The organism is Actinocorallia aurea (assembly GCF_054783995.1).
On the sequence record NZ_BAAGPQ010000019.1, the window covers coordinates 160,648 to 172,395 of the forward strand.

Sequence of the window (11,748 nt, forward strand, 5' to 3'; positions counted from 1 at the left end):
GGATCTCAGTCGGTCGGATACGGCGCGAAGCCGAGCAGACGGCCCGGCACGCCCTGCGGGTTCGGGCCGTAAACGGCCAGCATGCGGGCATAATCGGGCGCGGCGTACGTGCCCGGCACGCCCGGAGGCACCTCGATGAGGTCGCCCGCGACCCCGACGACGGTGACGTCTCCGCACGTCACATGCAGGACGCCTTCGAGGACGTAGTTCAGCTCCACGTGGGCGTGCGCGTCGGCGAAGACCTGGGCGCGCAACTCCCACTCGGTGACCGCGACCCCCGCCCGGCCGGCCGCGGACGGCGGGATGAAGGCGTGGTTCGCGGGCCCGTTCCGGCCCGCGAGGAGCGGGCCTCCCCGCCGCAGCACGGGTCCGGGCGGAGGCTCCGGCGCGGTCATGCGCGGGCCCCGCTCGGCGGGACCGCCTCGGCGGCGCGGCTGATCAGGCACGACAGCAGCGCGGTCTTGGGCACGATGCTGCTCACCCGCACGGTCTCCCGTCTGCTGCACTGGTCGAAGGCGAGCGGCCCCATGCCGTCGATGGCCGCGGACGCGAACCGGGCGACGAAACTGGCGTCGGAGCCGCCCATCTCGGCGACGCGGCGCAGCGGCAGGCCCAAGGGAGCCGTCAGCCCTTCGGCGAGGGCGTACAGCCGGTCGGAGACCGTCCCGGGCATGGCCGGGCGCGTGACGCCGCCCGTCACCTCGACCGAGACGTCGGCGGTCGCCCGCGCGGCGGCCATCGCGCGGATGCGCGCGGCCAGGGCGTGGCCGTAGTCGGTGGCGGGCGCGCGGAGGTCCACGTGGAGTTCCGCGTGGTCGGGGACCACCTGGCGGGCCGTTCCCGACCGCAGGATGCCGACCGTGCAGATCGTTCGCCTCGCCCGGTCCGTCAGCGCCTCGAAGCCCTCCACCAGAGGTGCGACGGCGGCCAGCGCGCTCGCCCCCGTCGTCTCGGTGGAGTGAGCGGTCCGGCCGCGCGCGGTCAGCACCATGGCGCCGACCGCGCCGCGCGAGGTGATGAGCCCGCCGCCGTCGAGCCCCGCCTCCAGCGTGAAGCAGACGTCCGTGCGGCGGCCCAGGTCCTCGATCCACGCGCGGCTGCCGACGCTGCCCAGTTCCTCGTCGGGCACAAGGGCGTAGGTGATCCGGCCGACACCGGGCGTTCCGGCCTCCAGCGCGGCCCCGATCGCCGAGACTGCCATCGCCAGCGCGCACTTCATGTCACCGACACCGGGGCCGGACAGCACGTCGCCGTCCCTGGTGAACGGCCACTCGGCGGCCGTGCCCTCGGGCCAGACCGTGTCGGCGTGCCCGAGCACCAGGACCGAGACGCCTTCGCCGAGTTCCAGGGTCGCCTCGAAGCAGCGGCCCCGGTCGTCCCCGATCGAGGAGGCCGTCACCGCGAACCCGAGCGGGGCGAGATACTCGCCGATCAGGCCGCTCACCGCGTCGATTCCGGCGGGATCATGCGACCCGCTGTCGGTCTCCACGAGCCGCCGTGTTCGCTCCAGGATCTTCGGCAGCTCGCCGTCCAGCCGCGCGATCCGCTCCGCGAGCATGCCCTCGCACGGTTCAGACATGGTCGCGCTCCACGGTTCGCTCGTACTCGCGGGAGAAGACCTCGGCGTCGCCCTCCCAGGCCGTCACCGCCGACCAGAGCGCGAACTCCTTCGCGGTGCCCGCCATGCGGGTGCGGATCCGGATGCGGGTCCGCCACTCGCCGCGGCCGACGCGGATCGTGCGGTCCATGTCGACGGACGCCGACAGGGGGTCGTCCGGGAGCACTGAGAAGTCACAGCGCTCCTCGTCGGAGTAGCGCAGTCCGGAGGGGAAGACCTGGTCTCCGTTGAGATCCCGGACGAGGCGGAACGTGTGCCGTCCGGTCGCCTCGTCGAAGCCCGGCGTCATCTCGGGCCGGTGCGCCCGCAGCGACTCGATCGTCGGGGGAGCGGCGATCTGCGGCGGCCCGAAGGACACCGTCGTGGACGCGTCCGGCACGGTCGTCGGCAGCAGCAGGCGGCTGCCCTCACCGAGCCGGACGGTGATCTCGGGCGTCTCGGGAGCGGGCCAGATCCACGGCCAGTACTGGGTGGAGAGGGCGACCCGCAGCCGGTGCCCGGCCGGGATCCGCTCGCCGGCGCCGCCGAGCGGTACCCGCACCCGGTACTCGCGGCCCGGCTCCAGCGGCTCGGGCGCGGTGTGACCGTCCCGGTGGGTCAGGTTGAGCACGCCCCGGCTGACCAGGCTCGACGTCCCGTCCGGCGCGACCGCGCACAGCCGGGCCACGACGGTCGCCACCGGCCGGTCGGCGCTGATCACGAGGTCGAGGGCGGGCTCACCGAAGACGACGGTGTCCTCGGTCAGCGCGGGGGAGTCGAACGAGAGCGAGACGGCGTCGTCCTCGCGCTGGTCTGTCGGCAGGTCCGTCAGCGTGCCGTAGGGCAGCCATGATCCGGCGCTCGCGCCCAGCGTCAGCGGGCTGGAGTGCGAGACGGTCCGGCCGTCGCCCGGCGCGTCGGCGTCGAGCCCGGCCCCCGTCAGGTACCAGGCGGAGCCGGAACCGGGAGCCGGGACGTCGTCGGTCCCGTACCAGCGGCCCTCCCGCCAGGTGAGATCCGCGCGGGGTTCGGCGGTGTCCTGCGCGAACCAGCGGAGCAGCGGCTCGTCCTCGACGCCGTTCGGCACGTCCTTCAGCCACCGGTCCCACCATCGGACCGTCTCCTGGAGGAACCCGATGGACGGACCGGGCACCGCGCGCTCAGGCCAGGTGTGCCCCCACGGCCCGATGATGCCGCGCCGCAGGCCGGGAAGGTCGCGGACCAGGCGCAGCGCCGATTCGGTGTAGGCGTCCGACCAGCCGCCGACGACGAGCATCGGCACCTCCAACGCGCCCGGGTCGTCCCGCACCGAGAAGCGCTCCCAGTACGGATCGCGCCGCTGGTGGCCGACCCGTTCGAAGGAGAACGGGAGGTTCGCCTCCAGCCGCTCGAGCCACAGTTCGCGCCAGGCGTCGCCGACGACGGCCGGGTCGGGCGTGCGGGCGTTGAAAGAGAGCATCACATGCCCCCACACGGCCAGGTAGAACGCCAGGACCGCGCCGCCCATGTAGTGGACGTCGTTGCCGTAGTGGTCGTCGGAGGAGTAGACGCTGATCGCGGCCTTCAGCGCGGGCGGGCGGCGCGCGGCCAGGTGCAGCGTGTTGCACCCGCTCCACGACATCCCGGTCATGCCGACCGCTCCCGTGCACCAGGGCTGCTCGGCGAGCCAGGCGATCACGTCGGCGATGTCCTGCTGCTCCTGCGGGTGGTACTCGCCGGTGAGGACGCCCTCGGAGCTGCCGCTCCCGCGCAGGTCCATCCGGGCGCAGGCGTATCCGTGGCCCGCCACGTAGGCCATGCGCACGTGGTCGTCGGCCAGGGCGACGTCGTCCTTGCGGTACGGCATCGCCTCCAGCACCGCGGGGACGGGTCCGGCGGCGACTGGCAGCCACAGCTTGAGCGAGACGGAGACCCCGTCGCCCATCTCGACGAGCACGTGCTCGCGTACCTCGACCTCGTAAGGCAGGTCGGTGACGATCTCCGGTCCCTCAGACACCGAGGCCTCCTTCCACGGGGGCGAGCCCCGTCGCGCCGTCCGGGAACAGCGCCCGGTTCACGTATTCGCCGACCGACGGCCCGTACATCTCCCACAGCCGCCGCAGCTCCGCGAGCGGCGCGGTGTGGTCGTCGACCCGCAGGTCCACCAGCGGGAACGGCTGCTCCCCGTGCACGACGAGGGCGGCCGAGCGCAGCGGATCGTTCTCCCCGCCCGCGGCCAGCCCCGCCTCCAGCGCGGCGACGAGCCGAGCGGCGAGATCCGCCGATGGGTCGGCCAGGAACGCGACGCTCACGGCGGGCCCGACGTCCGGGGTGGCGAGGATGTTGCCGACCACCGCGTGGTCGTCGGCCAGGACCGTCGTCGCGGCGGAGGTGTCGATGCGAGAACCCGTGAAGGCCGCCGCGGGACCGGCCGCGCCGATCGCGGCGAGCTGCCTCCAGTCGGCGTGCGGGGTGGAGCCGACGGTCGCGCGCACGGCGTCCTCCGCGGTCGCGCCCGCGGCGAGGACGTCCAGCATGCGGGGGCCGAGGCGCGGGTCGGTGCGGTGCTGGGTGACGGTCGCGCCGACACCGCTGCGCACCCAGGGCACCCGCGCGCCGACGGCCATGTCGGAGGTGGCGGTGGCGACGCCCAGCAGCCCCGTCCGGGCGCAGCGGGCGATGATCGAGTACGTCATCCGGCCACCAGCCAGAGGTCGCGCGCCTGCCAGCCGACGCGGGCGGTCCCACCCGGCCGGAGGTCCGCGGGGAGGTTCCGGCTCGGCATCTCGGCCTTCACCGAGCGCCCGTCCGGCAGGCCCATCCGCACCGAGGTCTGCGCGCCGAGGAACGAGATGTCCTCGACGGTCCCCGCACACGTGAAGTCGGTCGGGTCCGCGGGCTCGATCGCGACGACCTCGGGCCGCAGGATCACGGTCGCCGTGCCGCCCGCCGAGACCTCGCCGCGGCCGGGGATCCGCGCCTCGCCGAGGCCGGGCAGCACCACGTCGTAGAGGCCGCCGGAGCTGCCGGTGACCTTGGCCTCCAGGCAGTTCGACGCGCCCACGAAATTCGCCGCGAACAGGGTCGCGGGCTCGTGGTAGACCTCCTGCGGCCCGCCGACCTGGACGAGCTCGCCGCTCTGCATGATGCCGACCCGGTCGGACATCGCGAACGCCTCCTCCTGGTCGTGCGTCACGTAGACGAAGGTGATGCCGAGCTCGTGCTGGACGGACTTCAGCAGCACCTGCATCTGCCGCCGCATCCGCAGGTCGAGCGCGCCGAGCGGCTCGTCGAGCAGCAGCACGCGCGGGCCGAGCACCAGGGAGCGGGCGAGCGCGACGCGCTGCTGCATGCCGCCGCTGAGCTGGCGCGGCCGGAGGGCCTCGCGGCCGCCCAGCTCGACCAGCTCAAGGATCGAGGAGACCTTCTCCCTGATCTCGGCAGCGCCCGCACGCCGCTCCTTCAGGCCGAAGGCGACGTTGTCGTACACGTTCAGGTGGGGGAACAACGCGTAGTTCTGGAAGACCGTGTGCACCGGGCGCCTGTGCGCGGGCGCGTCCTGGATCTCCCGGCCGTCCAGGAGGATCCGGCCGCTCGTCGCCTGCTCCAGGCCCGCGATCATGCGCAGGGTCGTGGTCTTGCCGCAGCCGCTCGGGCCGAGCAGCGAGAAGAACTCACCTCCCTCGATCCTCAGGTCGACGCTCTTCACGACGGGGTTGTCCGCGCCGAACGAGCAGCACAGCGCGTCGAGTTCGAGCGAGGCGCTGCCGTCCTCGACCGGGGCGGCCCTGCGGCGCGATGAGGTGGTCCCGATCATTGCGAGTCCTTTCTTGTGGTGCCGCCCCGCGCCGCTCCCTGTGCGGAGCGGGTCCGCCACCAGGAGGCGAGCCCGAACAGCGCGAGCGCGAGCATGGTCACCGCCATGAACGAGACGGCGATGGCGTTGACGTCCGGGGACACGCCCTGGCGGGACATGCCGAGGATGAGGATCGGCAGCGTCTCGGTCTCGGGTCCGGCGAGGAACACCGTGGAGACCACGTCGTCGAAGGAGAAGGTGAAGGACAGCAGGGAGCTGATGGCGATGGCCGGGAGCAGCATCGGCAGCAGCACCCGCACGAACGCGCGCCACGGGGTCGCGCCGAGGTCGGCGGCGGCCTCGTCGTAGGTGCCCTTCAGGGTGGCGAACCGCGCCTGGATGACCAGCGTCGCGTAAGCCGAGCAGAAGATGACGTGCCCGGCGACGACCGACCACATCCCGAGGCTCAGGTCGAGCTTGCGGATGAGCAGCAGCAGGCCGACCGCGATGACGACCTCGGGCAGCATCATCCGCGCGTAGGTGAGCGTCTGGAACCCGCGGCGCGCACGGGGGGAGAGCCTGGCCACGCCCATCACCGCGGTGACCGACAGGACCACCGCGATGACCGTGGACAGGCCCGCGATCGCGGCGCTGGTGAGGAAGTCGTCGATGACCCGCTCGCTGCCGAGCGCCTCGCGGAACCACCTCAGCGTGGCCCCGCCCCAGGAGTTGAGCGACTCGTCGGCGTTGAACGCGTTGACGATCACCTTGCCGATCGGCACGTAGAAGAAGACGAGGACGGCGACCAGCATGATCTGCGGCAGGCCGACACGGAAACTGCGGCGCTTCATCCGATGTCCTCCAACTGGTCGAGGCGGCGCCGCGACGCGAACATCACGACGAGCATGATCGCCATGAGCGCCGAGCCGATGGCCGCGCCGAAGGGGAAGTTCCCGGTGCCGAGGAACTGGTCGGCGGCGACGTTGCCGGCCATCAGCGTCTTCTCGCCACCGAGGATCGCCGGGATCGTGTACTCGCCCGTCGCCGGGATGCCGACGAGCAGGGCGCCCGCGATCGTGCCGGGCATGGCGAGCGGCACGATGATCTTCCAGAACACCTTGGCGCGGCCCAGCCCGAGGTCGTACCCGGCCTCGATCATCGCCGGGTCGATGCGCTCCAGCGCGACGTAGATCGGCAGGATCATCAGCGGCAGGTAGCCGTAGACCATGCCGACGCCGATCGCGAAAGTCGTGTAACGCAGCTCGGTGCCCTCGGGGATGAGGTGCAGGAACGTCAGGAACTCGTTGACCAGGCCGTTCGGCGCGAGCAGGTCGAGCCAGGCGTAGGTGCGCACGACGAAGCTGATCCAGTACGGCACGACCACGCCGACGAGGCAGAGCGTCCGCAGCGGACCCTTCAGCCGGCTGATGGCCAGTGCGACCGGGAAGCCGATGAGCACGCAGGTGAGGGTCGCGGTGACGGTCAGCGCGAGCGACCGGACGATCGCGCCGACGTAGACGCCGTCAACGAGCGCCCGGTAGTTGTCGAGGGTCCAGCCGAAGGACACCTCGAACGTCAGGACGTCGATGCGGCCGAGGCTGTAGACCAGCAGGAGGACCAGCGGCGCCACGAAGAACAGCGCCACGTAGAGCGACATCGGCGCGATGAGCAGGCGGGCGCGCCAGACCTGGAGGCGGGCGCCGCCCCTCCGACCCGTCGGCGCTGACGGGTCGGAGGGGCGGGACCCGGTCTTGAGGACCGTCATCAGGCGGCCTTGATGCGCTGCCACATCGCGTTGCGCGCCTCTTCGGTCTTCGTGTCGAGGAACTCCTCGGCGAGGAAGGGCGAGTCCGCGTTCGGCTTGAGCGCCTCGTTGTCGACGATCTTCTTGTCGATCGAGCCCTCGGCCTCCTGCATGAGGAAGGACGCACCGGTGGTGTTGATGAAGCCCGCGTAGTTCACCGGGTCGAGGTGGAAGTCCAGGAACTTCATGGCCGCGTCGGTGTGCTTCGCCTCGGCGACCGGCACGACGCCCTCGATGTAGCCGGGGGTGCCCTCGGTGGGGGAGATCCAGCCGATCTTGTCGCTCTCGGCGCCCGCGTAGGTGTAGTCGTAGAGGACGGCGATCTTCGCGGAGCCCGAGATCAGGGGCTTGTCCTGGTCGGAGGAGGCGAAGGCCAGGAGCTTGGGCTTGATGCCGGTGATGAGCTTCTCGGCCTCGGCCAGCTCCTCGGTGTCGGTCGAGTTCAGGTCGTGGCCGAGGGCGAGCAGGGCGATGGAGATGACGTCCCGGTCGTAGTCCGGGAAGACGATCTTGCCCTTGAACTCGTCGGCGCGCTCGAGCAGCTCCTTCCACGACTTCGGCGGGTTCGGGACCAGTTCCTTGTTGTAGGCGATGCCCACCTTGCCGGTGTTGGTCGGGACGCCCCAGGGGAAGGCGTCGCGGTACTCCTGCGGGATCTTCGCCAGGTTCGGCACGCTCGCCGGGTCGAACTCGCCGAGGAGCTTGCCGAGGTCGAGGCGCTTGGCCGTCACGTTGCCCGCGAGCACCAGGTCGTAGGCGCCCTTGTTCTGGGCGAGCTGGCTGGCCAGCGCGGCCGAGCCGCCCTCGGCGATCGCGGTCTCCTTGACCGTGATGCCGGAGTTCGCCTTCTGGAAGTCGGCGATCTCGGTCTCGCCGATCCAGCCCGGGTAGTTCAGGAAGGAGACGGTCGCCGAGTCGGTGGATCCCGTCTCGGAGTCTCCGCTTCCGCCACCGCAGGCCGTGAGCGCCGCGGACATCACGAGCACCCCTGCGACGGAAGCCAGCTTCCGCAAGGACGGTCGACGCATGGAACCTCCAGGTTGGATCACGGTTTGGATCACCGTTGCCATAGCTACAACTGATGTTGGTGTTGTGGCATGGAGGCTATGGTTCGCGTTAGCGCGACGGAAGGGCGGTTCTGTTAAGAGTTGGTTTCGTTGCACCAGAGGCAATCGGAGTTGTCATAATGACATCAGTCCTCTGGTGCGGCGCCCGGTGCGCTGCGCCCCGCAACGACCGAGTGAGGTGGCGATGGCGCCCGAGCGCGACACCAGCATCAGAAGGGGCCTGGACGTCCTGGCCGTCCTGGAGTCTCCCGAGGCGCTCGCCAAGGGAGGCCTCGGCGTCACCCGCATCGCGAACATCCTGGAGAAGGACAAGAGCCAGATCTCGCGCAGCCTCAAGGTCCTCGCCGAGTACGGGCTCATAGACCGCGACCCGAAGACCCTCGCCTACCGGCTGGGCTGGCGCATCTACTCGATGGCCCGGCGCAGCGGCGACCACCGGCTGCTGACGTCGGCCGAACCCGTTCTCGCCGACCTCCTCGCCGCCACCAACGAATCGGTCTACCTGTCCGTCATGTCCAACTACGAGGCACTCACCGTGCTGGAACGCGTGCCGAGCCACGCCGTCCAGGCCACCAGCGGCATCTGGCCGGTGTACTCGACCTCCGTCGGGCGGGTCCTGCTCGCCGGCATGCAGGACGCCGACATCCGACGCATGTACGACGGCGTGCCCGTGCAAACGCGAGGAGACGGTGGCGTCGACGGGATCGACGCGCTCCTGTCCCGCATCGCGGACGTCCGCCGGGACGGTTACGCCATCGTTTCCGACGAGTTCGAGGAGGGGCTGACCGCGGTCGGCGCCCCCGTGCGCGACCACCGCGGCGACGTCATCGCCGCGGTCGGCGTCTCCGGGCCGTCCTTCCGCTTCGCCGCCAAGGCGGGTGACGCGGTGCAGGCGGTCCGCGATGCCGCGGCGCGGATCGAGGAGCGCTTCGTCCAGCCGCACGAGACCGTGCTGATCGATGAGTGAGGCCCGGTCGGCCCGCGTCGCGGTCTGCCAGACCGAACCCGTCCTGCTCGACCTCGCCGCCAACGTCCGGGACACCGTCGACACCGTCCGCGGGTGCGTCGGGCGCGGCGCGGACGTCGTCGTGCTCCCCGAACTCGCCACGTCGGGCTACATGTTCGACAGCCTCGACGAGGCCCGCTCGACGGCGCTGCCGCTGAGCCATCCCGTCTTCACCGATTGGCGCGAGGCGCTCGGTGACGGCCGGACCGTGCTCGTCGCGGGCTTCGCCGAGGACGGGGGCGACGGGCGGATCTTCAACAGTGCGGTCGTGCTCGACCGTACGGGGATCCGAGCCGTCTACCGCAAGACCCATCTGTGGAACCGGGAGAAGCGGTTCTTCACCCCCGGGGACCGGCCGCCGCCCGTCGTGGACACCGAGCACGGACGCATCGGCGTCCTCATCTGCTACGACCTGGAGTTCCCCGAGATGCCCCGGTCGCTCGCCCTGGCGGGTGCCGACCTCATCGCCGCCCCCACGAACTGGTCCCGCGCCGAGATCCGCACCGGCACCGAGCCCCCGCAGGTGCTCGTCGCCCGCGCCGCGGCCCGCGCCAACCACGTCTTCCTCGCCGCCTGCGACCGCCGGGGCGTGGAGCGCGGACAGCACTTCACCGGCGGCACCATGCTCATCGACCCCGACGGCTGGCCCGTCGCCACCCCCGGCCCCGACCACGTCGCCCTCGCCGACGTCGACCTCGCCACCGCCCGCGACCGCGCCCTCTCCCCGGTCAACCACGTCTTCGCGGACCGTCGGCCCGAGCTCTACTCCCTCGGCGCCCCCTGACTGCCGGGAGGGACCCGCGCCTCGGGGAGATGCCGCTTCGCGCCCGCGGGCACGGCGGGCGCGAAGCGGGGTCCGGTGGCCTTCAGCGCCAGTAGTGGTTGGCCGCGGCGATCGTCTGAAACTCCAGGGTCACCACCTGGGCGGCGGCGATGAGCTTCGCCGCGTCGGCCGCGTACTGGGGTCGGCCTGCCTGGAGCACCTCCAGTTCGGGCTGGAGCGTGTGGACGGTGTTGCGGGCGATCGCGATGGCCAGCGCCCGACCCTCCTCGGCCGTCTCGGTGATGAGGGTGCCGCCGGGAACAAGGACGAGCGCCTCGTCGGGAACACGGGTCATGTCGCTGCCTCTCTCGGGGTGCTGCGGACCGGACCATCGTCGTCCCCACCCGCCTCCGCGCGCGTCGCGTATTCGACTGATCTCCGGGGACCCGCGCCGGGACCGGTGTCCCTGGCGGGGCGGACGGAGGTCCCCCTACCGTCGTGGGAAAGCCCTGGACGGAGGCTCGGATGCGAAAACTGATCGCGGGACTCGTGGGGGCTCCGCTGCTGGCCGGGGCCCTGGTCGTGGGCGGCGTCGCGGTGGCGGTGCCGCAGATCGACTGCCTGTGGAAGAAGGAGCGGCTGTTCGCCATCGAGTTCCCCGTCGCCCACCAGCCGCCGGAGGACTTCGCCCTCGCCTACCTCAGGACGCTGGTCGGCAACGACAAGGAGGGCGCGCGGGACCTGACCGCACCCGCCTTCTTCGCGCGCGAGACGGCGCCGGGCTTCGACAGCCACTTCTGCAACTGGATCGAGCTGTCCGACCCGCACGCCGACCGGCCGGGCGCCGCCGCGGCACCGGCACCGCCCGAGAACGGATTCACCGAGACCGTCCTCGTCCGGGTCCGCTTCGGCCTCGTCCAGCACGAGGAGGCCCTCCTCCCGGACGGGGACAACACCCTTCTGTACTCGCTGGGCCGACGCTCGTCCAGCGAACCGTGGCTCATCTACAACGTCGCGGAGGAACCGGTCAGCTAGTGAGAAGGTCTTGCCGCGGAACATGAGTGCGAGGCGGCAGGATGGCTCGGGTGACCGAGCCACGAGCCGACGACTCCGCACTTCTCCACGTCCGCCGGATCCGCATGGTGGAGTGCCCGCTGCCCGAACTCCCGGCGGAGCGCCGCCGCGCCATGGACCGCGCGTGGGACGAAGCGGTGAAGACCAACCCCGCCCTGTTCGACGGCCCCATGGTCGTGCTCTCCGACCTGCGCCTGGACGAAGCCGCCACCCTGACGCTGAAGTGGTCGCGCGCGACCTTCCGTTTCCACGCCCTGGGCGACGTCCCGGGAACCCCCGCCCTCTGCGGCCTCTACGCCTCGGTCGCACAGCCCACGACCGAAGGGGCCCTCCTCGTCGGCCGCATGGCCCCCTGGACGTCCGCCCCGGCCCGCTGGCAGCTCCCCGGCGGCACCGTCGAACCCCCCGCCGAAGGCACCCCCCTCGACGAGTCGGCCCTCCGCGCCCACGCAGCCCGCGAACTCCTTGAGGAGACCGGCATCGAAGTGCCCCCTGACGCCCTCACCCTCGTCACCGTCGCACGAGGCCGAAACGTCGGCGCCATCTTCAAGGCCCCGCCCCTCCCCGCCGCCACCATCCGCGCCACCTTCAGCCAGGCCACCGCCGCTGAATCCGCCGCCGGCCGCCCACCCGAACTGGACGCCATCACCTTCCTCCCCGCC

Annotated in this window: 13 protein-coding genes; 4 read left to right on the forward strand and 9 right to left on the reverse strand. The window is 71.7% G+C overall.

Features of this window, described 5'->3' with window-relative positions:
• Positions 1-5: 5 nt before the first annotated feature.
• From ACYVOM_RS23960 to ACYVOM_RS23995, 8 genes are read right to left on the reverse strand one after another with little or no spacing between them, the layout of a single operon-like run.
• Positions 6-395: a cupin domain-containing protein gene (locus ACYVOM_RS23960; RefSeq protein ID WP_460305717.1), complete on the reverse strand. Its 390-nt coding sequence runs from the start codon at positions 393-395 to the stop codon at positions 6-8.
• Entirely contained in the window at positions 392-1,579 is a 1,188-nt protein-coding gene (locus ACYVOM_RS23965) for a M20/M25/M40 family metallo-hydrolase (protein ID WP_460305718.1), read from the reverse strand. Before ACYVOM_RS23965 ends, ACYVOM_RS23960 begins: the two co-directional genes overlap by 4 nt.
• Positions 1,572-3,593 carry a CocE/NonD family hydrolase gene (locus ACYVOM_RS23970; protein WP_460305719.1) on the reverse strand — a complete coding sequence of 674 codons (2,022 nt, stop codon included), beginning with the start codon at positions 3,591-3,593 and terminating at the stop codon, positions 1,572-1,574. Before ACYVOM_RS23970 ends, ACYVOM_RS23965 begins: the two co-directional genes overlap by 8 nt.
• Positions 3,586-4,272 carry a DUF1028 domain-containing protein gene (locus tag ACYVOM_RS23975; protein WP_460305720.1) on the reverse strand — a complete coding sequence of 229 codons (687 nt, stop codon included), beginning with the start codon at positions 4,270-4,272 and terminating at the stop codon, positions 3,586-3,588. The genes ACYVOM_RS23970 and ACYVOM_RS23975 overlap by 8 nt, the downstream gene beginning before the upstream one ends.
• Positions 4,269-5,393: an ABC transporter ATP-binding protein gene (locus ACYVOM_RS23980; RefSeq protein ID WP_460305721.1), complete on the reverse strand. Its 1,125-nt coding sequence runs from the start codon at positions 5,391-5,393 to the stop codon at positions 4,269-4,271. The genes ACYVOM_RS23975 and ACYVOM_RS23980 overlap by 4 nt, the downstream gene beginning before the upstream one ends.
• Positions 5,390-6,223 carry an ABC transporter permease gene (locus ACYVOM_RS23985; RefSeq protein ID WP_460305722.1) on the reverse strand — a complete coding sequence of 278 codons (834 nt, stop codon included), beginning with the start codon at positions 6,221-6,223 and terminating at the stop codon, positions 5,390-5,392. The genes ACYVOM_RS23980 and ACYVOM_RS23985 overlap by 4 nt, the downstream gene beginning before the upstream one ends.
• On the reverse strand, positions 6,220-7,137 hold the full coding sequence (locus tag ACYVOM_RS23990; RefSeq protein ID WP_460305723.1) for an ABC transporter permease: 918 nt from the start codon (positions 7,135-7,137) through the stop codon (positions 6,220-6,222). The genes ACYVOM_RS23985 and ACYVOM_RS23990 overlap by 4 nt, the downstream gene beginning before the upstream one ends.
• A complete protein-coding gene (locus tag ACYVOM_RS23995; protein ID WP_460305724.1) occupies positions 7,137-8,153 on the reverse strand; it encodes an ABC transporter substrate-binding protein in 1,017 nt (338 codons plus the stop codon). The genes ACYVOM_RS23990 and ACYVOM_RS23995 overlap by 1 nt, the downstream gene beginning before the upstream one ends.
• Before the next feature lie 274 nt (positions 8,154-8,427).
• On the opposite strand from ACYVOM_RS23995, the gene ACYVOM_RS24000 reads away from it, so the two are divergent.
• Both ACYVOM_RS24000 and ACYVOM_RS24005 read left to right on the forward strand, forming a co-directional pair.
• Positions 8,428-9,210, forward strand: a complete 783-nt coding sequence (locus tag ACYVOM_RS24000) for an IclR family transcriptional regulator (protein WP_460305725.1) — start codon at positions 8,428-8,430, stop codon at positions 9,208-9,210.
• Positions 9,203-10,033: a nitrilase-related carbon-nitrogen hydrolase gene (locus tag ACYVOM_RS24005; protein ID WP_460305726.1), complete on the forward strand. Its 831-nt coding sequence runs from the start codon at positions 9,203-9,205 to the stop codon at positions 10,031-10,033. The genes ACYVOM_RS24000 and ACYVOM_RS24005 overlap by 8 nt, the downstream gene beginning before the upstream one ends.
• Before the next feature lie 82 nt (positions 10,034-10,115).
• Here the strand turns inward: ACYVOM_RS24005 and ACYVOM_RS24010 are convergent, their stop codons facing one another.
• On the reverse strand, positions 10,116-10,367 hold the full coding sequence (locus tag ACYVOM_RS24010; RefSeq protein ID WP_460305727.1) for a hexameric tyrosine-coordinated heme protein: 252 nt from the start codon (positions 10,365-10,367) through the stop codon (positions 10,116-10,118).
• Positions 10,368-10,537: 170 nt separating this feature from the next.
• Between ACYVOM_RS24010 and ACYVOM_RS24015 the strand changes: the two genes are divergently transcribed.
• Positions 10,538-11,047, forward strand: a complete 510-nt coding sequence (locus ACYVOM_RS24015) for a hypothetical protein (RefSeq protein WP_460305728.1) — start codon at positions 10,538-10,540, stop codon at positions 11,045-11,047.
• Positions 11,048-11,097: 50 nt separating this feature from the next.
• A partial coding sequence (locus tag ACYVOM_RS24020) for an NUDIX hydrolase (RefSeq protein ID WP_460305729.1) occupies positions 11,098-11,748 on the forward strand: 651 nt, incomplete at its 3' end.